Annotated in this window: 16 protein-coding genes and 1 tRNA gene; 8 read left to right on the top strand and 9 right to left on the bottom strand. The window is 66.8% G+C overall.

Translation table 11 applies throughout. The features are described 5' to 3' along the window. Nucleotides 1-19: 19 nt before the first annotated feature. Nucleotides 20-241: a hypothetical protein gene (locus A5756_RS20365; protein ID WP_066956618.1), complete on the bottom strand. Its 222-nt coding sequence runs from the start codon at nt 239-241 to the stop codon at nt 20-22. Between the two features lie 381 nt (nt 242-622). Between A5756_RS20365 and A5756_RS20360 the strand changes: the two genes are divergently transcribed. Together A5756_RS20360 and A5756_RS20355 are read left to right on the top strand one after the other, a co-directional pair. After that, complete coding sequence (locus A5756_RS20360; protein ID WP_066956615.1) at nt 623-916, top strand: PepSY domain-containing protein; 294 nt, start codon at nt 623-625, stop codon at nt 914-916. Nucleotides 917-1,039: 123 nt separating this feature from the next. Next, a complete protein-coding gene (locus A5756_RS20355) occupies nt 1,040-1,432 on the top strand; it encodes a hypothetical protein (RefSeq protein WP_066956613.1) in 393 nt (130 codons plus the stop codon). 270 nt (nt 1,433-1,702) lie between these two features. On the opposite strand, the gene A5756_RS20350 is transcribed toward A5756_RS20355, so the two are convergent. Then, nucleotides 1,703-2,677, bottom strand: a complete 975-nt coding sequence (locus A5756_RS20350; protein WP_066956610.1) for a DUF1259 domain-containing protein — start codon at nt 2,675-2,677, stop codon at nt 1,703-1,705. A gap of 178 nt (nt 2,678-2,855) precedes the next feature. Between A5756_RS20350 and A5756_RS20345 the strand changes: the two genes are divergently transcribed. From A5756_RS20345 to A5756_RS20335, 3 genes are all read left to right on the top strand, one after another. Beyond that, nucleotides 2,856-3,563: a response regulator transcription factor gene (locus A5756_RS20345; protein ID WP_066956691.1), complete on the top strand. Its 708-nt coding sequence runs from the start codon at nt 2,856-2,858 to the stop codon at nt 3,561-3,563. Continuing rightward, nucleotides 3,560-4,909 carry an ATP-binding protein gene (locus A5756_RS20340; protein ID WP_066956606.1) on the top strand — a complete coding sequence of 450 codons (1,350 nt, stop codon included), beginning with the start codon at nt 3,560-3,562 and terminating at the stop codon, nt 4,907-4,909. The genes A5756_RS20345 and A5756_RS20340 overlap by 4 nt, the downstream gene beginning before the upstream one ends. 66 nt (nt 4,910-4,975) lie before the next feature. Beyond that, the gene (locus A5756_RS20335) at nt 4,976-5,980 is read left to right on the top strand and encodes a cation diffusion facilitator family transporter (protein ID WP_066956603.1); all 1,005 of its coding nucleotides are present in this window, start codon (nt 4,976-4,978) and stop codon (nt 5,978-5,980) included. Nucleotides 5,981-5,986: 6 nt separating this feature from the next. Here A5756_RS20335 and A5756_RS20330 read toward each other — a convergent pair whose 3' ends face one another. The 6 genes from A5756_RS20330 to A5756_RS20305 all read right to left on the bottom strand — a co-directional run bounded on the left by A5756_RS20330 (nt 5,987) and on the right by A5756_RS20305 (nt 15,089). Next, a complete protein-coding gene (locus A5756_RS20330; RefSeq protein WP_066956600.1) occupies nt 5,987-7,282 on the bottom strand; it encodes an NRAMP family divalent metal transporter in 1,296 nt (431 codons plus the stop codon). A 184-nt stretch (nt 7,283-7,466) separates the two neighbouring features. Further along, nucleotides 7,467-8,543 carry a PDR/VanB family oxidoreductase gene (locus A5756_RS20325; protein ID WP_066956597.1) on the bottom strand — a complete coding sequence of 359 codons (1,077 nt, stop codon included), beginning with the start codon at nt 8,541-8,543 and terminating at the stop codon, nt 7,467-7,469. A 10-nt stretch (nt 8,544-8,553) separates the two neighbouring features. Further along, nucleotides 8,554-9,459, bottom strand: a complete 906-nt coding sequence (locus A5756_RS20320; RefSeq protein ID WP_066956689.1) for an alpha/beta fold hydrolase — start codon at nt 9,457-9,459, stop codon at nt 8,554-8,556. Between the two features lie 19 nt (nt 9,460-9,478). Then, entirely contained in the window at nt 9,479-10,387 is a 909-nt protein-coding gene (locus tag A5756_RS20315) for a metal-dependent hydrolase (protein ID WP_066956595.1), read from the bottom strand. 17 nt (nt 10,388-10,404) lie between these two features. Continuing rightward, nucleotides 10,405-13,644: a fatty acyl-AMP ligase gene (locus tag A5756_RS20310; protein ID WP_066956592.1), complete on the bottom strand. Its 3,240-nt coding sequence runs from the start codon at nt 13,642-13,644 to the stop codon at nt 10,405-10,407. 458 nt (nt 13,645-14,102) lie between these two features. Beyond that, nucleotides 14,103-15,089: a diacylglycerol kinase family protein gene (locus tag A5756_RS20305; protein WP_066956589.1), complete on the bottom strand. Its 987-nt coding sequence runs from the start codon at nt 15,087-15,089 to the stop codon at nt 14,103-14,105. 91 nt (nt 15,090-15,180) lie between these two features. On the opposite strand from A5756_RS20305, the gene A5756_RS20300 reads away from it, so the two are divergent. The 3 genes from A5756_RS20300 (at nt 15,181) to A5756_RS20290 (ending at nt 19,034) form a co-directional block, all read left to right on the top strand. Beyond that, nucleotides 15,181-16,050: an oxidoreductase gene (locus A5756_RS20300; RefSeq protein ID WP_066956586.1), complete on the top strand. Its 870-nt coding sequence runs from the start codon at nt 15,181-15,183 to the stop codon at nt 16,048-16,050. 46 nt (nt 16,051-16,096) lie between these two features. Continuing rightward, nucleotides 16,097-17,026: a DMT family transporter gene (locus A5756_RS20295; RefSeq protein ID WP_066956583.1), complete on the top strand. Its 930-nt coding sequence runs from the start codon at nt 16,097-16,099 to the stop codon at nt 17,024-17,026. Nucleotides 17,027-17,894: 868 nt separating this feature from the next. Continuing rightward, nucleotides 17,895-19,034, top strand: a complete 1,140-nt coding sequence (locus A5756_RS20290; protein WP_066956580.1) for a PPE family protein — start codon at nt 17,895-17,897, stop codon at nt 19,032-19,034. A gap of 726 nt (nt 19,035-19,760) precedes the next feature. On the opposite strand, the gene A5756_RS20285 is transcribed toward A5756_RS20290, so the two are convergent. Further along, nucleotides 19,761-19,844, bottom strand: a tRNA-Tyr gene (locus tag A5756_RS20285). Between the last annotated feature and the right edge of the window lie 5 nt (nt 19,845-19,849).

The following is a 19,849-nucleotide window of genomic DNA, read 5'->3' as shown; positions in this document are numbered from 1 at the left end:
GGGCGGTGACGCGTAGTCGCTAGAAGAGGTGGGGGGTGCTTCGGTGATGTCGGTGGTCGTAGTGCACGACCGCCGCGACCACACCGGCGCCGAGACCGACGCAGGACAGCAACGCGGCGGCCGCCACCATCGCCCAGCCCGGGTGGCCGGAACCGGCCGCGAAGAGGGCCATCGGCAGCGCGGCGAACGCGAGCAGTGTGGACATGAGCCCGGTCCAGGCGGCGAATCTGTTGAGCATCATGATCTGAGCCTCCTTAGCCGTCAGTCACGATCATCGTCCTTGTCATGGCCGGCGGGCAAGATGCCAAATACATCGAAGTCCGTGCCGAGGTGCACCTCCGTCGCTGAACCCTCACCCATCTCCTGCTCTGCGTCACCGGCCGGAGCGCCTCGATCTGGACCGCCCGACCGCGGGCAGAGCGGGCCGGGCGGGAACTGGCTAGCCCCGTGTTACGGGGAACACGCTCTTCGTCTGGCGCGCAGCACTTCTCGGGACACAGCCGCCGAACGATCACCATTGAGTACGGCCGCGCGAACGAATTCGGTCACTTTCATCCTGGCTTCATGTGCCGGCGCTAGCGTCGCTTTCGCAACCAGGTCACGGACGGAAAGGGATGGATCCATGAGGGTCAGAACGAAGATCGGTATCGGTGTGGCCAGCGCCGCCACCCTAACGGCCATCGGCATCGGCGTCGCCGCCGCGGACGACCAGGAGATCACCGGGCCGGCCGCCGACCAGGCCCGCGCCGCGGCGGTACAAGCAATACCGGGCAAAGCCGGGAAGGTCGAAAAGGAGACCAACGAGGGCGCCGCATATTACGGGGTACTCGTTACCAAAACCGACGGCACTCAGGTGGAAGTCCACCTGGATCAGGGCTTCCATTTCCTGGGTACCGAAGCTCCGGATAACGATTGACCCCGGAATCTCGATTCGCATGGGTCGCGATGCCGATCCCTACTCCGGCGGGCGTCGGCGGACCCAGATCGACGGGATGGCGCAACTTCAGTCGGAGCTGCGGCGAAAGACGGGGGTTTCGAAGTGAGCCAAACCGTTGAAACGGCAACCTATCTCGCCGGGGCGGCCGAACGGTTCGGCGCGCCACGCATCGCGCTCACGGCAGGGCTGACCGGCGTGCTCACACTGGCCGCTGCGGCATGGCGGCTGCCGCGGAGTGCTTGGAGCGACGTCGTCGCCCTCGGCGCCCTGAGCGCGGCCGCGGTGTTCTTGTGGCGAATGTCCGCCAACATGCCACAACTCAACAGCGACGGGCTGCCAGGCTTTTCCGCGAACGATTGGCTGGCACCCGTAATGACCTATTTCTTCCTCTCGGCATACACCGATCTCCGGTCACCTAGTGATCCACGGCGTTATGGCCAAATCCGCACGATTGCCGTCGTAATATCGCTGTTCGTCAACGTCGTCACCATTTGAAAGACGCCGCGTAGTTCCCTGGCGTGCAACACTTCTCGGCCGTCTGGTTCGCCGATTCGTCTCACACCGGATTCAGGCGTCGATCGTCAGAGGCAACGTTGATTACATACTCGATATGAGTCAGGCCGACCCTTACCCACCCGCCGGCGCCGTCGGCTTCGGCCGGCTCCTCGCGTACTTCTTGAAGCTGGGCGCAATCGGGTTCGGTGGAGCACCAATGGATCGATCGTCAGGATTTCCTCGACGGAGGCTTCGTGCTGAGCATCGGCACTACCCCGACTGCAGGTTGGTGGAGTCGAGGGCCGGGCGCAGCCCCTTCGCCAGGGTGACCGCATCGTCGACCGCCCAATAATGCATGTAAAACAGCCGGGGCTCCTCGGTGAGGCCGTGATTGTGCAACTCGACAATCTGGATGTTGCCGCCGCGCAACGCCTGGATGACCTTCTGCACCTCGGGGGCGATCAGGATGAAATCACCGTTGATCGCTGTGCGACCGCCGCCGATCGGCTGAAAATTGACCACGGTCGTCAGGTTCAGCGATGCTGCGGGCAGCACGCGTCCGTCCTCGACGATGGTGTCTTTGCGGGGGATGCTGTACTTCAATAACCCGCCATCTTGGGTTCCCTTGCGGCCCAAAGTTTGTTGGACCCCGGCAACGTCGATGTCGACCGGCGGCTGCTGCGCCGGCGGCGGGATGGCCGGGCCGATCGATGTCGCGTCCAGCGCCGCTCTAAGCCCCTTTGCCAGCTGCACAGCATCACCCATGCCATGGATGTGGGTCCACCACACTGGCGGATTCTGTTGCAGCAGGTGCTTGTGCAGCCCGGTCTGGGCGATGCCATGCGCCTGCAGCGCATCGGTGACCGCGGGCAACTCTTCCTCGGTGACCACGAGGTCGCCCATCATCAGCGCCGCGTTGTCGCCGTAGCGGGCGAATGCCACATACCCGCCCAAGGACAACCCCGGTTTGATGTCCACACCGTAGGAGGTGATGTGAAGATCGTTGCGCGGCAGATTGATCCGATAGGCGGTGTTGTTGTCGCCGAGCTTTCCGGTCCGTCCGATAGCGTCGGCCACCGGCTTCCAGTCGGCATCGCTGGTGCTCACCGCTGAACGGGGGTTGGCCGGTTGCCCGGTGCCGCTACCCCCGCCGCCCTTGGAGCCAGAACCACACCCTGCCAGCACTACCGCCGCCACGGCGGTGATCGCGGCAATTCTCGCCACACCATGCTCGACACCCGCCATGGCCGTGGGTCTACCGCTTCTTCATGAAGCCACGATGAAGCTTGACCGGAGCGTGCCCGACACGGCGGGCGTGTCCTCATCGTGGCTTCATCAACGCCGACTACACCCGACATACGTCGACAAGGGCGATGATGGTGTAGGCCCGGTGCCGTCACAGGCACCGAGCACGGAAAGGGTGGTGACTACCGTGCGCGTGCTGGTCGTCGAGGACGAGCCCAAGATGGCCGACCTGCTGCGCCGGGGTCTGACCGAAGACGGCTACGCGGTCGATATCGTTGCCGATGGCGCCAGCGGCTACCACGCCGCGACCGTATACGACTACGACGCGGTGGTGCTGGACGTGATGCTGCCAGGCATGTCGGGTTTCGAAATTTGCCGAAAATGGCGCAGCAGGCAGAACTGGGTCCCGGTGCTGATGCTCACCGCGCGCGGCGCCGTCATCGACCGAGTCGCCGGGCTTGACGGGGGGGCCGACGACTACCTCACCAAGCCGTTCCACCTCGATGAGCTCTTCGCCCGGCTGCGGTCGCTGATCCGGCGCGGACCCACACCACGGCCCACCGTGTTGACGGCCGGGGAGCTGCGCGCCGACCCTGCGAGTCGCAAATGCTGGCGCGGAGATGTCGAAATCGACCTGACCACTAAGGAATTCGGTCTGCTCGAACTGCTGATGCGGCGGCCCGGCACGGTCTTGACCAGAGAGCTCCTGGTGGAACATTGCTGGGACTTCGCCTACGAATCGCGCTCCAACGTCGTCGACGTCCACATCCGCGCGCTGCGCGACAAGATCGACCGGCCGTTTGGGATGCGCTCCATCGAAACCGTGCGGGGTATCGGCTACCGGATGCGCACCGACGGCGGCGTGCCCGAGAAACCGGGCCGATGATCCGGCGCTGGCCGATCCGGATCAGACTCACCGCCGCCTTCACCGCCGTGATGGCGCTCTTGCTGTTGGCCGTTGCAAGCCTGACCGTTGGCCACACGAAGGAATCGCTGGACACGGCGATCACCGAGTCACTGCTAAACCAACTGACCAATTTGCGGCCGATCGCAGAGGACGATGATCCCTTGCTCGCCGGCGGCGATGCCGATACCGCCCAACAAGTCATCGCGGGCGACGGCAGGGTGCTTGCTGCCACCTCGAATCTCGTCGGGCAGACCGCGCTGACGCCGTCCGAGCTGGACAGCGCCCGACGCGGCCGGCTGGTTGCGGATCACTCTCGGCTGGGCAACCTGGAGAGCCCGGTTCGGGTGGCGGCAGGCCCGGTCGCGGGGGGACGCGTCGTTGTGGCGGCCCAGAGCATGGCCGACTGCGACGCAGCGGTGGCGGATCTGCGCAACGAGTTGGCCGTCGGTTTCCCGTTGGTGTTGTTCGTCGCCGCCATCGGAGCGTATCTGCTGGCGGCCGCCGCCCTTGGACCCGTCGAACGCATGCGCGCCCGTGCCGCGGGCATCAGCGCCACCGACGCGCACGCCCGCCTGCCCGTCTCGGCCGCCCGCGATGAAATCCAGTCGCTCGGAATAACATTCAATGAGCTCTTGCAACGGCTGCGCGACGCGCTGGAGCGGGAACGACAGTTTGTCAGCGATGCGGGCCACGAACTTCGCACCCCGCTCAGCCTGCTGACCACCGAACTCGAACTTGCCCTGCGACGCCCACGAAGCAACCCCGAACTGGTCTCCGCAATGCGCTCGGCCCTCGACGAAACCATCCGACTTTCCCGCCTGGCCCGGGACCTGCTCACAGTCGCAGACACCGGCGGCTCCGCCAAGCGGGAAACCGTTGACCTACGAACCCACCTAGATGCAATCGGCGAGCGTTACCGCCACGGCCTCGACGAACAACTCGAGATCGACTGCCCCGCGGGGCGATACGTCAGCGTCGATCCGGTCGACCTCGATCGGATCATTGGCAACCTGATCGACAACGCCACCCAACACGGCGCTCCGCCGATCACCATCCGCGTGCCGCAGGCATCCGCCGAGGGAGTGGAGATCCGCATCGGCGACCACGGTCCGGGATTCCCGCCCACCTTCCTCCCACATGCCTTCGGCCGATTCACCCGCGCCGACACGGCACGAACCACCGGCGGCACCGGACTTGGTCTGGCCATCGTCGACACCCTCACCCGGCGCAACCATGGCACCGTCACCGCCGGAAATCACGCCGCGGGCGGCGCGGAAGTGATTGTCACGTTGCCTGCCGCTGCACCGCCCGCGGAAACTGAATGACAACTCGCCTGAAGCGCCGCAATTAATCTATTATCTACGTATGGATGCAGATAGAGCTGGACGGCGATGACCGGCGAGAACGTTCACCAACATCACCACGACCATGGTCATGACCATGACCACCCAGGGGGGATTCGCGGCGTGGTGGCCCACCTTTTCGTCCCGCACAGCCACGACGCCGCCGACAGCGTCGACACCGCGCTGGAATCCAGTTCCGTCGGCATCCGGGCGGTCAAGATCAGCCTGATCGGCCTGGCCGCGACCGCCACCATGCAGGTGGTCATCGCCGTCGTGTCCGGGTCGATCGCCCTGGCCGCCGACACCATTCACAACTTCTCGGACGCGCTGACCGCGGTCCCGCTCTGGATCGCGTTCTCGTTGGGCCGACGTGCGCCAACCCGCCGATACACCTACGGCTACGGGCGCGCCGAGGACATCGCGGGCTTGTTCGTCATCGGCATGATCGCCCTGTCGGCGATCATCGCCGGCTACGAGGCCGTCCTGCGGCTCATCCACCCCGTCGCCGTCGAGCACGTCGCCTGGGTCGCGGTGGCCGGCATCGTGGGCTTCCTCGGCAACGAGGGCGTCGCGAGCTACCGGATCCGGGTCGGCCGCCGGATCGGCTCGGCCGCCCTCGTCGCCGACGGCCTACACGCGCGGACCGACGGATTCACCTCGCTGGCAGTGCTTTTCGGGGCGATCGGCGTCGCTCTGGGCTACCCGATTGCGGACCCGGTCGTCGGCATGATCATCACGGTGGCGATCGTGGCCGTGCTGTACCGCGCCGTGCGCGACATCTTCCGCCGGCTCATGGATGCGGTGGACCCGAGCCTCGTCGACACCGCCGAGGCGTGCCTTGCCGCCCGGCCGGGTGTCCGCAGCGTGCGCAGCATCCGGATGCGCTGGATAGGTCACCAACTGCACGCCGACGCGGAACTCGACATCGATCCCAACACCAGCCTCGAGGACGCCCACCGCATCGCTCATGACGCCGAACACGAGCTGACTCACGCGGTGCCCAAGCTCAACAGCGCACTTGTGCACGCCTACCCGGCGCACCACGACGAATAGGACGTCTTAGGTCAAGCCCAGCGCCTGCGGAACCATGTAGAGCCCGAAGCCCATGACAACGAGGCACAGAACCCAGGTGATGTATTTGTGCGGCCCGCGCATGCGCCACTGCTCGGGCAGCGCCTTGGCCTCCAGCGCCAACAGCAATCCCAGCACGATCGGCAGCAGCAGGGCGTTCATCACTTCGACGTCCACGGCGAGGTTCACCAGGTCGACGCTGGCCAGGACGAGCACGGCGCCGACGACGTGGGCGAGCCCGTAGGTGATGTAGAACTTGGCGGTCTCACGGTTGGGCCGCTCGTTGAGCGTGTGCCGCCACCCGAAGACCTCCGCAAGCCCCCATGCTCCGGCGAGCGATGCGACGATCGCGGCGACCAGCGCCGCGCCGAGCATTCCCAACCCGAAGAGGACCGTCCCGCCGGTGCGGCCCAGGTAGGGGGTCAGCGAATTGGCGATCTCGCCGACGGTGTTCAGGGAAGCTCCGCCGTCGTGCGCGCCAACCGTCGAGGCCATGGTGACGACCACCGCGATCATGATGAGCTGGGTCAGCACCGCGCCGGTGGCCGTGTCGTAGCGGGCCTGCCGAATCGTGGCCTCCGACAACCGCTTATCCACCACCGCGCCCTGCTGGTAGAAGACCATCCACGGCATGATGACGGCGCCGACGTTGGCCGCGACCAGCAGCAGGTATGACGAGTTGCCCAGCGGCATCGAGGACAGACCGTCCAGCAGCGCGTCCAGCCGCGGCCGCGCCAACACCATGGCGACCAGGAACGCCAGCTCGGCCGCGCCGACGATCAGGCCGATGCGTTCGACGCGCCGGTAGCTGCCGGTGAACGCCAACGCCAACAGCGCGCCGGTCGCGACCGGGATGCTGAACCACCGCGAAACACCGAAAAGTTCCCCCACCCCGGCGACCCCGGCGAACTCCGTCAGCAACGCCCCGATCGCCGAGGCGAACAGCGTGAAGGCCGACAGCCACGCCCAGCCGCGACCGAACCGCTCCCGGATCAGCGCGCCGTGACCGCGTTTGGTGACGATGCCGAGCCGCACCGTCATCTCCTGCACGCAATAGAGGATCGGCATCAACATGAGCTGCGGCAGCACCATCCGGTAGCCCCACTGGGCGCCGGACTGCGACGCGGTGATCAAGGAGCCCGCATCGGTGTCGGCCAGCATCACCACCAGCCCGGGGCCCCAGACCGCCAGCAGCCCCCACCGCAGCCAGCGGCCGCGCGCCCGCAGCGACACCGACGGCGGGCCGTCGAATTCCTCCGCCACTGGCGTGGTGGTATCGGTCACCCTTGCCCCATTCCTTCACACGACTGCGTTCAAGCGGCCCGACTGCCGATGATAACTAAGCCTCACCTAACCGCTGCAGTTTCGCCTGAAGAGCGGCATTCTCAAATCTGCGATCTGCCCTCTCCGAGAGCGAGAGTACGTTACCGGAGCATGCGCAAGGGACGAGACTTAATGCCCAGCCGGGTCAGGCGTCGATCACGAGGCGATCGCCCTTGGCCCGGGAGACGCACACCAGCATCTCGCCGTCGCCCTCCACGGTGCGGCCGCGGCGATCAACCTGCCCCGCAAGCACTTTCACCTTGCAGGTGCCGCAGAAGCCTTGCTGGCACGAGTATGCGGTCCTCGGGTCGCCGTCGAGCATCACGTCGAGCGCCGAGCGGTTTCCCGGGACGCTGAGCACGCGCCGCGAGCGGGCGAGCTCCAGCTCGAACGGCACACCGTCGACGACGGGCGGCGGCCCGAAGCGTTCGTAGTGCAGCGGCGCGTTCGCGTGCTGGTCGCGCTCCGCACGCACCGCTTCGAGCATGGCGGTCGGGCCGCACACGTAGACGGCCGTCGTGGGCCCGGCGTCGGCCAGCAGTTCGCCGGCGGTGGCTATGCGGCCGCGCTCGTCGTCGACCCATACCGTTACCCGGTCGGGCGCGATCGCCACGAGCTCGTCGAGCAGCGGCATGTACTCGCGGCTGCGCCCGGCATACACCGCGCGCCAGTCGATTCCGTGCTGCTGGGCGAGCCGGACCATGGGCAGGATGGGTGTCACGCCGATGCCGCCGATCACGAACAACACCTCACGCTCGTCGGTGACGAGATAGAACGCATTGCGGGGGCCCTCGAACTCGACCGTGTCGCCCACGTCGAAGGCGTCGTGCATCTCGATCGAGCCACCGCCGCCGTCGGCGATCCGGCGCACCGCGATGCGGTAGTCGGTGCGCCGACCGGGCGGACCGCACAGTGAGTACTGGCGGCGGCGGCCCGAAGCGAGCCGGATATCGATGTGCGCGCCGGGAGTCCACGAAGGCAGCAGACCGCCTTGCGCGTCGGCGAGCGTCAACGCGACCACGTCGGGCGTGAGAAGTTCGCGCTTGGTGACCAGCGCTGTGTTGGTACGCGGCACCGGCACGATCCGCGACGGGTCCCACCGCGACGCCGATGCCAACCCGCCGAAGAGGGTGCCGACTCCCCACAATGCCGTGTAGAGACGATCGCGCTTGCGGCGACCGTACAGGTCGGCGGGTCTGTTACTCCAAATCGCATGTGCCACTGCGAATTTCCTATGCCTGTCGGATGTCGATGACCTGGTTGACCCATTCGGCCGTCAGCCGCGCGATGACGTCGGGATCGGAGGACACCACCCAGTGCCCGCCCTCGATCGGGATCACCCTGCCGCGGGCCGGTATCGAGCCGGTGAACCGCTGCAGGGGCGGGGACACGAAATAGTCCTTGCGCGCCACCAGCACCTGCACGGGGACGCTGGTCTCCGGCACCTGCTTTCCCGGAGCCAGGAAAGGTCCCGGCATGTTGGCGCGGTACAGGTTGAGCCCGTTGAGGTAGTCGCGGATCGACCGGGTGGTCGCCGCGCGCTGCCGGCGGGTGCCACGTGGGCGGCCGATCAGTTCGACCCCGGCGAAGACCGCCACGGTCGCCCGGGACCAGATCGCCAGCTCGGGCACCCCCGGACACAGGAAGAACCAGATGTACGTCGAGGCCAGCGCCTGCTTGAGCACGTCGAACACCCCCCGGGGCGTGCGTGCGGACCGCAGGAATTTGCCCGCGTAGTTCAGGTGCGGGCCGGAGATCGACGTGAACGAGGCGACCTTGCGCATCACCGTGTCGTCGGTTACCGCCGACCAGGCCTGGATGGAACCCCAGTCGTGGGCCACCAGGTGCACCTGGTCCACGCCGAGGCTGTCGATCACCGCGCCGATATCGGAAACCAGTTGGGGCAGGCGGTATCCCGAGCGCCGCGCCGGCTTGGACGAGGCACCGACGCCGCGCACGTCGAAAGCCACGAAGTTGAAGCGCCCGCCGAGCTCCTCGGCGACCCCATCCCACACGTGGTGGTTATCCGGGTAGCCGTGGATCGCCAAGATCGTCGGGCGCCCACGGTCGATCTCCGAGTGGGCGTGGACCGCAAGGGATACGCCGTCGGAAGCGATTACGTTGCTGCACTGGGTCATTCGCGCGAACTCCGGAAGCTCAATGCGCCGCGCGGGCGGCTGGTGATCGGGCCAGGTAGTCGACCGCGCGCCCGACTCCGCCAAGTTTGGAGGGGTGGAAACTCGGCGTGTAATAGGCGCCGATCACCCGCAGGAACTGGAAGGGGCCGGGCACCAGGCCACGCCGTGCCGCGCTGAAGTAGTCGCGCCAGCGCGGTTTGGTGCCCGGCGGCAAGTACGGGTCGACCGAGTACATGAACCGCACCCCGCGAATGAACAACCACAGCAGCGCCGGTGTCACCAGCAGCTGGGTGCGCACCTGGCGCCAGTAGCCGGCGCGCAGGTGCTTCATCGTGTCGAACGCCACCGCTTTGTGCTCGACCTCTTCCGCTCCGTGCCAGCGCAGCAGGTCCAGCATCACCGGGTCGGTGCCGAGGGCGTCGTGTTGCGGGGTGTCGAGGATCCATTCACCCAGGATGGCGGTGTAGTGCTCGAGGGCCGCCACCATCGACACCCGCTCGAGCAGCCAGCTCTGGCGTCGCCGCCGGCCCCATCCGGGCCGGTCCCCGATGAGTTGGGAGAACAGCCAGGCCATCTGGTCGGTGAACGGCGTGACGTCGACGCCGTTGGCCGCGAAATGGTCCAGCACCCCCGAATGCGCCTGGGAGTGCATGGCCTCCTGGCTGATGAAACCCTGCACGTCCAGCCGCAGTTGATCGTCTTTGATCATCGGCAACGTGTTCTTGAACGCGTCGACGATGAACTCCTCGCCGGCGGGCAGCAGCAGGTGCAGCACGTTGCAGAAGTGGGTGGTGAAGGGCTCGTTGGGCACGTAGTAGAACGGCAGCGACGCCCAGTCGAAGTCGACGTCACGTGCCTGCAGAACGATCCGCTCGTGGTCGAGCGACGCGTCATGCGGACCCGTCGCCTGATCGTCGACGGTGAACATAGAAGACCCCCTTACGGCTAGGCGCTGCGTTGCGCCTCGGCCTCAGCCTCGGTGATCAGGCGCTCACTGCGCAAGAACCGGACGAGATTCTCGACCGTCTCCGCCAGCGCCGGCTCACGCAGGCGGACCGCGGCCAGCGCGCGCGCACGTTGGTATTGGCTGTTGCCGTAGCGCTTGTCCCGCATCGCCGCGATCTTGTCCGCCGAGCGGGTGAGGAAATCCACCAGCGGGTAGATCGGATCGCGCGGCGTGCACCGACGGTTCATCTCGGCGGCAAACGACGGGATGTCGCGGTAATCGAAGCGGTAGCCATAGCGCTCGGTCAAGACCCGGGTGATGTCGGTCATGTTGTAGTAATCGTCAGCGGTCATGTTGAAGACCGTGCCCGCGTCGGCCGGCAGCTCCATCAACGCGACGATGTGATCGGCGATCAGGTCCGCGGGCAGCAGGCTGAGCTGGTTGAGCGCGTTGGCGGCGACGCCGTGCTCGATCATGAACGCCATGGTGCGCACCAGGATGTCGTCCTGGCTGCCGAACCCCGCGCTGGTCGGTGAGATCAACGAGGGCCGGAAGATGCGCACGTCGAGCCCCTGCCGCTGGGCGGCGAACGCCAGCTGCTCGGCGACCCATTTGGTCTGCGAGTAGCCGAAGTCCAGGGCGTTCATCTCCAGGTTCGCGTCGGACTCCCCGACCACCGGCTTGACGCTCCACCCGTAGATGAAGGTGCTGGAGACCAGGTGGAAGGTCTTGCGGTGCGCGGTCATGGCCAGCCGCAACAGCTCGTGCGTCCCGATCACGTTGGCGGGCCGCAGGGCGTCGTAGGTCCTGACGTAGTTGACCAGGGCGCCGTTGTGGACGATGGCGTCGACGCTCTCGGCCAGCCTCTGGAACCCCTGCTCACCGATGCCCAGCTGCGGCGCGGCGAGGTCGCCGCAGACCACGCGCACCCGCTGGCGGACCTCGGCTTCCAGGGCCGGCGACCACAGGCGCGCCTTGCGCAGCGACGCGACGATCCGGTCCAGGCCGTGTGCCGAGTCCGTGGCGCGAACCAGCGCGTGGACGGTGCACGACGTCCGGCCGAGCAGGCTGCTGACAAGGAACGGCCCCAGGAATCCGGTCGCGCCCGTCAACAGGATGTCGCTGGGCGCGCCCGAGCGTGCCGGCGGCAGCGCCGGCAGCGGAAGCTGCGCGTCCGCACGCATCCGGGCGACCTCGTAGGCCTCGTACTCCGTCGCAATCTGGTCCAGCGCCTGACGCAGCGCATCGAGCGGCTGGCCGGACTCCTCACCGAATTGCCGCATCAGGCGGAAGAATTCGGCCACCGTGAGTCGCTGCAGCAGGCGCGTGTTGACCTCCTCGGCCAGCCCACCCGCGCCGTGCTCTTCCAGCAGGGCCTGCAGGTCGGCGCGCAGCTCGGCTAGCGCCAGCGAATCGATGCCCAGGTCCGCGAAGGAGCAGTCCTCCTCGCCGGTGAGGTCGTAGCTCTCGATCAGATTCCGGAACCTGTCCAGCGGCCCGGGGTTCGCGTCGGCCCGGTCGTGCGGCTGATGGGTGTAGGCCGCCAGGACGGGCAGCTCGCCGTCCAGCCAGAGCTGGCGCGTCGAGGAGCGCCTGATCTTGCCCGACGTGGTCTTGGGAATGCTGTGTGGCGGCACGAACGCGATGGTGTGCGGGTCGATGTGGCCGTGCCGCCGGATGGCCCGCGCCAGGGCCTTGCCATCCGGTAGCGCGTGCTCGCCGCGCACCTCGGCCACCACGGTCAGCACTTCCTGCTCGTCGTGTTCCACCGAGAAGGCGGCGACGCAGCCGCCGCGGACCTCCGGGGCCGACCGCTCCACGATGCCCTCGATGTCGGAGGGGTAGCAGTTGACGCCGCGCACGATGATCAGGTCCTTGCTGCGGCCGCAGACGAACAGCTCGCCCTCGTACACGAAGCCGAGGTCGCCGGTTCGCAGGTAGGTGTGCTCGGTGTCGCCGGGGATGCGGGCCGCGAAGGCCTCCGCGCTCAGCTCCGGGCGGTTCCAGTAGCCGCCGCCCTTGGACGGCCCGTCCAGCCAGACCTCACCGACCCGGCCCTCGCCGAGGGCCCGCCCGGATTCCGGATCGACGATTCGGACGACGTTGCCGTCGATGGGCTTGCCGCAGCTCACCACCGGCGCCTGGTTGCTGTTCTCCGGCTGGGCCTTTTCGACGCGCGCCAGGTTGTTCTCCAGCGCGCGCTTGTTCAGCGCCAGCGTCTGGCGCCCGCGAAGCGAGACGATCAGGGTGTTTTCGGCCATGCCGTACGCGCCGGTGAGCGCGTTGGGCTCCAGGCCGTAGGGGGCGAAACGCTGCCGGAAGCGGGTGAACGTGCTGGCGCGCAGCGGTTCTGCACCGACGACGATGCTCTCCAGGCTGCTCAGGTCGATCCCGGCGAGCTCGGACGTGGGCAGCTTGTCCTCGCGCAGGCACAACTCGAGCGCGAAGTTGGGCACCGGCGTGTGGGTCGCGCGCACGTCGCTGATGAGCCGCAGCCAGGCCGACGGTCGCTTGAGGAAGTCCAGCGGGGACATCGCGTGTGTCGTCCCGCCGATCAGCGGGATGAACAGGTAGGCGGAGATCAGGCCCATGTCGTGGTGTTGCGGGAGCCAGCTGACCAGCACCTCGTCTTTGGTGAAGGCCGAGGCGTTGGCGATGACGTTGGCGTGGCTGACCACCACGCCCTTGGGGTCGCTGGTGGAGCCGGAGGTGTACTGCAGGAAGAGCACCGGTCCAGGCGTGTCGGGCACGGGCGTGCCGCCGAAGTCCTGCGTGCCGTCGGTGCCGTACCAGGGCAGTTCCGGGGGCCGTTGGGCGTCCGGCCAGGGCGACCCATCGTCGAGGTGGTTGAGCAGCAGGCGGTAGTCGTATTCGAACTGCTTGGTCGACAGCACCGCCTTCGCCTGGCAGTCGCGGGCGATGAAGCTGAGTTTGGCCAGCCCCGACTCGAACGACATCGGCAGCGGGGGGCTGACCGGCACAGCGATCACCCCGAGGCGGGCGCACGCGTAGAACGCAGCGACCATCTCCAGACCGGGTGGGTAGACCAGCAGGGCGCGGTCTCCCGGGCGCAGCCCGGCCTCCGCCGACAGGTAGGCGGCCAGCTCACGCGTCCGCTCGGCGAAACTTTGGTAGGTGTAGTGCTCCTGCTCGCGGCCTTCGTCGTCGACGAACCGGAAGAGGGTCTTGTCCGGAGTCAGCGCTTCCCGCATGTGCAGGTGATCAATGAGCGTCTCCATCGCAGGAGCCACCCCCTTCCGGGTCAACTATGAGCGATAAGAACTTTGGGATCAATCGATAAAGCCCAATGTAACGCCGCTAATGGGCGTCAGGCAAAGCGTGCAGAGGCTTTTCCTATACTGCACATTGATCTCACAGGATCGGCTTATCCAGCGACAACATTGTGCGGCGAGCCGCGTCCTTAACTACGGACTTCAGTATTTCAGTTTCCGCTTTTACCAGGGGCTTTCGTCGGTACAGCGTTCAGCAAGCCCGCGAATACTGAGATGCGTATTTGCGCTAATGCTGAATTCTTGCGTTTGAATCCGTAGGCAATTGCCCCGCCGTTTCGTATCGCCAACGCAAAGGGCATAGCCGCGTCCAAACGATTCGAAATCTCGCGCCTGCCGACGACGTGGGCAAGTGATTTCCACCACGGTTCTAGCGGCCCGCGTTGCGGATCTACTGAGATGCGGAGTCAGCCGGTTTGAGCGACGCGGATGAGCGGACCGGCGCGGGCCACCAGCCGGGTGATACCGACGAACCGTTCGCCGTCGATGATCGGTGAGAGCGGCTCCCCGTCGGCCTCGATGATCATTTCGTGGCCATTGACGTCGCGCACTCCGCGACCCCGGAGCGTGCCATTGGTGAGCGCCGCGGGCAGTTGCGCGACGATGCGCGAGGGCCGCACCTCGCCGGCCTGGAAGTGCAACGCGCCGGGCTTCTCGGCCTTCGGGAAAAGCCGGAACGGCCCGCCGATCCGCAGGTCGATGGCGCCGGCGTGCAGCACGCGGTGCATCCGGGTCGGAACCTCCTCACCGTCGATGACGACCCGGGCGCGCGTCGGGGCGAACAGCACGGACGCGTAATTGGAGTCCTGCGAACGGCCGACTTTCGTACCGAGGTAGTCGCGGAACGAGCGACCGATCACTCGAACGACTTCGCCTCGGCCATGATCGGGTTTCCCGTAATACATGTCGTAGAACCGATTTCCGACACCCCCGGCGGCCAGTCCGAAGCACAGACGATGGAACGCGGCGCCCTCGGCGGTTTCACCGTCGAGTTGCAAGGTGTCAAGGGGCATCTCGGGCGGGGGCCGATCCGCCTTGGCGGCGGCCGCCAGCGCGCGGATGATGGCATCGGGCCGGCCGCGCACGTGTGCCTTGCGGGCGACGGCGTTGACGCTGCCCCCGTTGGTGGGCACGAATGTCGGCCAGCGCTCCGGGTCGCTCTCGCAACGCTCGATCTCGTTGATCAGCCAGTGCAGCGCGCCGTCGCCGCCGTCCCCGACGAGGTGCGTGACCCGCGGATGGAGCTGGTCCAGGGTCTTGCCGAGGTCCTCGATCGAGGCGGTTTCGTGCACCTCGCCGAACGGACCGACGATGCGGCGCAACTCGGCGACGCGGTCGCCCCGCCCGCGGCGATTCCTGCGCGCGAGCGGATTGACGATGACCCCTAGGTACATCAGCGCCGTCCAGGTGAGGTTCCGCCGGCCATCCCACGCACGATACCTGCGGCGGCTTGGCGGGTGAGATCACGTAGTTAGGGTGGGCTGCATGCCTGGTTGGACCGCTGCAGACCTGCCTTCGTTCGCCGGACGCACCGTCGTGATCACCGGGGCCAACGCCGGTCTCGGCGAGGTCACCGCGCGGGAGCTGGCGCGGGCCGGGGCCCGCGTCGTTCTGGCGGTGCGGGACACGGAGAAGGGCAAGGCCGCCGCCGAGCGGATGGCCGGCGACGTCGAGGTGCGCCAACTCGACCTGCAGGACCTGGGCTCGGTGCGGCGCTTCGCCGACGAGATGGCCGCGCTGGACGTGCTGGTCAACAACGCCGGCATCATGGCCACCAAACATGCGGTGACCGTCGACGGCTTCGAGGGCCAGATTGGCACCAACCACCTCGGCCACTTCGCGTTGACCAACCTGCTGCTGCCCAAGCTGATCGACCGGGTGGTGACGGTGTCCTCACTGATGCACCACTTCGGCTACATCAGCCTCAAAGACCTGAACTTCCAGTCTCGCCCGTATTCGGCGTGGCTGGCCTACAGCCAGTCAAAGCTCGCCAACCTGCTGTTCACCAGCGAGCTGCAGCGACGTCTGGACACCGCCGGTTCTTCTCTGCGCGCGCTGGCCGCCCACCCCGGCTGGTCGCATACGAACCTGCAAGGCAACTCCGGCCGAAAGCTGGGCGACGCGGCGGTGTTGGCGGTCGACCGCATTGTGTCCACCGATGCCGACTTCGGCGCCCGCCAGACCCTGTACGCGGTGTCGCAGGATCTGCCGGGCGACACCTTCGTCGGCCCGCGCTTCGGCCTGTACGGGCGCACCCAGCCGACGTGGCGTAACTGGCCGGCCAAGCGAGCCGGCACCGCCGTGGCGCTGTGGGACCTGTCCGAAGAGCTCACGGGTACCGCGTTCCCGCTCTGAACCGCGCTCGGCGGGCGGTTTGCCGGGGCCCGGCTAGATTAGTGGCATGTCGAGGGCTGATATGGCGGCGATTCTCGCCCTGTGCGCCGCGCTGGCGTCGGCGATCGGCAACGTCGTCCGTCAGCGATCCGCCCAGGAGGTCACCGACAAACCCGTCGGCCACCTGGCGCTCTTCGGCATGCTGTTGCGCGATACGCGGTGGTGGATGGGCGGTCTCGGAGACATCGCCAGTTACATCTTGCTGGCTGCGGCCCTGGACAAGGGCTCGGTGCTGTTGGTGATGTCGCTGCAGGTGACCGCGCTGCTGTTCGCACTACCGATCTACGCGCGGATGAGCCGCCATCCGGTCACCCGCGCGGAGTGGGTGTGGGCGGTGTTGCTGACCGCGGCGTTGGTGGTTGTCATCGCGGTCGGCGATCCGACCGGCGGCCAGCAGCGCGCGGCGGCACACGTGTGGCTGATCGTGGCCCTCGCGATGGCCCCACCGCTGCTGTTGGCGATGCTGGGCGCGCGCATCTGGTCGGATCGCCCGCTGGCCGCGGTATCGCTCGCGGCGGTCGCCGGCTCGTTGCTGGCGGTGTTCGCGGTGCTGATGAAGGGCGTCGTCGACATCCTCGAACACAACCCCGAACAGTTGTGGAGCAGACCCGAGGTCTACGGCTGGGTGTTCTGCGGCGCGGCCGGGATGGTGATCCACCAATCGGCATACCGCGCAGGGGCTTTGACGGCCTCACTGCCGACGATCATCGCCGCCAAGCCCATTGTCGGCGCGGTCCTCGGGATCACCGTGCTCGGCGAGACGTTGGACGCCCAGGGCTTCGATTGGGTCGTGCTGGCGGTGGCGGCGGTGCTGGTGATCGTCGCGACGGTGGGGCTGGCTCGCGGCGAGGCCGCGACCGTGTCGGCCGGCGCCGGCCGCGACGTGCGGACCGCCGACGAGCCGAAACCGCCGTCGCCGCAACGCCTGAGCGGGTAAGCCCTTCAGTCTGTTTGCGCGATGCTCGACTGCCCTCATCACAAGTGCCACACTGAGTTAGTGGGCTAGTGGTCAGGAGGAAGAACCGATGAGGAGGGCAATCGGGGCGTCCGTGGCGGCCCTGATAGCGCTGGCACCCCTCTGCATTCCACCGGCACAAGCGCGCGCCGACGACCCCTGTGCCGGCATCACCGATCCCACGGCCTACCAGGCTTGCACCGACAGCTCCTCGACCGATGACCCCATGCACGGGCCCCGAATGGGCAATTGCCAGGCCAGCCCCGACTACGGACAACTGGGGCAAGTTTGTCGCAATGCCTGGATTCGAAAGCCTCCGCCGCACACCGCAGCGCGTGGCTCAGCGGAGAGGATCACAGCCGGGGGCGCCCCCGGTGCGTTGAGAACGCTGTAACGGGAAGGGCGCTGACGAACGGGGGGGAGATGCGTTCAACACTGAGGCCTTTTCGTGTGCCAGGGACCGCGCCTCTTGCCGTCAACTGTCACATCCCAGGCAGGAGTTTTCGGCCAATCACGACTCGGGCGGCCTGCCCCCGCGCGGGCATCCAATACGCGCTTCGTGGGGAGGTCCGAAGTCGGAATCAGAGCGCACTGCCCCGGCTTTCCGCGCGAGTGGCGAATCGAGAGGCGCGGCGAGCTGACCAAATGGATCTCACGATTCCCGGAGTGAGCAACCCCGCGGGCGCATACGCTGTCAATCGACGAATCGGGCCACGTACCGGACAGGAACGTCACCGAAAGGGACAACGCGTGGGGAGTGAGAATCGGTCCCTCGGCGGACGCTTGGCCGCGCAGGCCCGCATGCGCGGCTTCAGGATTATCGACTCCAAGCTCTGACGGGGGGTCGGCGATGGACTTCTGGGCTCCTCCCGAGATCACATCGGCACTGATTCATTCAGGGCCGGGGCCCGGATCATGGCTCACCGCCGCCGACGCCTGGCGCCAGCTGGCAATCGAGCTGGGACAGACCGCCGCCGGCTACGCCTCCGTCGTGGCGGAGATTCCCTGGCAGGGGCCGTCAGCGACGGCGATGACCGCATCCACCCTGCCCTACGTCGCCTGGCTGCAAACCACCTCGCTCCAGGCCGCTCATATGTCGATGGCGGCTGACACGATGGCCAGCTCGTTCGCCGCCACCCAGGCGGCTGTGGTGCATCCCAGCGTGGTCGCCGCCAACCGCGCGCAGCTGGCCCATCTGATCGCGACCAACGTTTTCGGCATCAACTTTCCCGCCATCGCTGCCAACGAGGCCCAGTACCTGCAGATGTGGGCGGGTAACACGACCGCCATGCTCGGCTATCAGGCCAGCAGCCTCCAGACCATGGCGATGCCGACGTTCAACCCGCCGTCCCCGATGACCGCTCCGACCGCCAGTACCGTTCAAACGGCTGCAGTGAGCAGGGCGGCAGCGGCCGCGCCGGTGGTAGGCGCCCCGCTAGCCCCGGCAGCAGTCGACCCGACGCAATTCTTCGCCAATCCGTTCGTTCAGACCGTCAACGGTTATCTGCAAAACCTGGTCAGCAGCGGTATCGGCAACCCCCAGTCCTTCATAGGCTTGATTACGAGCGGCCACGATTACTTCCCCGGTCAGTTCCCAGACGTCCTGTCCGCGACGCCCCGCAACCTGGCCATCGCCTACAACATCACCGGCCCCGAGGCTGTGGGCGGGGCCCCCAATATCTATGCCCCGCCAGCCGCTACGGCCAGTACGGCCGGCGCAATCGAGAGTTCCGCCACCGCTTCTCTGGGCAAGGGCATGTACGTTGGCAATCTCGTGGTCCCGCCTTCGGCGGTCACCTCTCCGATCCAGCTGTCCGCCGCACAGGGCCCATTGATGGCAACGACGGCCGAGGGCGCGCCTCTCACCCCGATGTTCATCCCACCGATGCCGCCGGGGGCGCGTAAAGCCCAGCGGGACAAGCCCGACGAGAAGGGCTACGGACCGCCCATCTTCGGCCACATCATGCGCCGACCCCCGTCAGGCGGATGAGACAAAGGCGCACCACGCCGGGTTCGCCCGTGCACATGTGTCGTCCTATCCCGCCCAAATACGTTGTGCTGCAATGCATTCAATTGAGCCAAGCAAGGTTCGAGGACAGCGGTTAGGCGTGTCGACAATGTGCCTATCCATGCAGTTCTCGTCGCCTGATTGATCAACTAATTTGCTGGATGGGTTGTAGGCGCCTACCACGTGTCGCTCGAGTCGCCGTCCACCCCGATCTATCCGATAATCAGTGGCCATCGGGGGTCGGGAAAGGACGAACCAATGAGAACGGTGGTAATAGGCGTGGCGGCGGCAACAGCCGTAGCATTGGGGCTCATCTGCATTCCAGCAGCACCGGCACGAGCCGACAATCCCTGTGCCGGCATCTCCGGTGCCGCCGCCCGTCAGGCTTGCATCGACAACCTCCCGCACGATAACCCCGTGCGCAGATACCAACTAGGCGATTGCGAGGGCGCGAGCCCCATTGACGGGCAGCTGGGCCAAATCTGTGGGTGATTTCTGGGTCCGAAATTCCGCCACCCGGATTTCAGTTCTTCCCGCATAGCCCTGTCCCCCGTTGGGGCGCACCGCCGCCGTCGAGTCGGCAATGTTGTCCGACTAGCGTGCCGGGTGGACGGAGTGCTTGCCCCCGGCGACGCCCACCAGCTAGTGCCTACTCAGCCTGCATCTAAGCCGGCCGTAGGCGGGACAACCTAGTTCTCTCACGAACGTTGGTGGCAGGTACAGGATTCGAACCTGTGAAGCTTTCGCGACGGATTTACAGTCCGCTCCCATTGGCCGCTCGGGCAACCTGCCGCCAG

Origin of the sequence: Mycobacterium sp. 852002-53434_SCH5985345 (assembly GCF_001667155.1) — a bacterium.
Classification (GTDB): Bacteria; Actinomycetota; Actinomycetes; order Mycobacteriales; family Mycobacteriaceae; genus Mycobacterium.
Note: the sequence above shows the minus strand (reverse complement) of the source record. Positions and strands in the feature narration are given on the sequence as shown.

Bases quoted from the DNA above. Each gene is read 5' to 3' on its own strand.
- A5756_RS20365 (WP_066956618.1), bottom strand. From the start codon at position 241: ATGATGCTCAACAGATTCGCCGCCTGGACCGGGCTCATGTCCACACTG.
- A5756_RS20360 (WP_066956615.1), top strand. From the start codon at position 623: ATGAGGGTCAGAACGAAGATCGGTATCGGTGTGGCCAGCGCCGCCACC.
- A5756_RS20350 (WP_066956610.1), bottom strand. From the start codon at position 2,677: ATGGCGGGTGTCGAGCATGGTGTGGCGAGAATTGCCGCGATCACCGCC.
- A5756_RS20340 (WP_066956606.1), top strand. From the start codon at position 3,560: ATGATCCGGCGCTGGCCGATCCGGATCAGACTCACCGCCGCCTTCACC.
- A5756_RS20335 (WP_066956603.1), top strand. From the start codon at position 4,976: ATGACCGGCGAGAACGTTCACCAACATCACCACGACCATGGTCATGAC.
- A5756_RS20320 (WP_066956689.1), bottom strand. From the start codon at position 9,459: ATGACCCAGTGCAGCAACGTAATCGCTTCCGACGGCGTATCCCTTGCG.
- A5756_RS20315 (WP_066956595.1), bottom strand. From the start codon at position 10,387: ATGTTCACCGTCGACGATCAGGCGACGGGTCCGCATGACGCGTCGCTC.
- A5756_RS20310 (WP_066956592.1), bottom strand. From the start codon at position 13,644: ATGGAGACGCTCATTGATCACCTGCACATGCGGGAAGCGCTGACTCCG.
- A5756_RS20305 (WP_066956589.1), bottom strand. From the start codon at position 15,089: ATGTACCTAGGGGTCATCGTCAATCCGCTCGCGCGCAGGAATCGCCGC.
- A5756_RS20300 (WP_066956586.1), top strand. From the start codon at position 15,181: ATGCCTGGTTGGACCGCTGCAGACCTGCCTTCGTTCGCCGGACGCACC.
- A5756_RS20295 (WP_066956583.1), top strand. From the start codon at position 16,097: ATGTCGAGGGCTGATATGGCGGCGATTCTCGCCCTGTGCGCCGCGCTG.
- A5756_RS20290 (WP_066956580.1), top strand. From the start codon at position 17,895: ATGGACTTCTGGGCTCCTCCCGAGATCACATCGGCACTGATTCATTCA.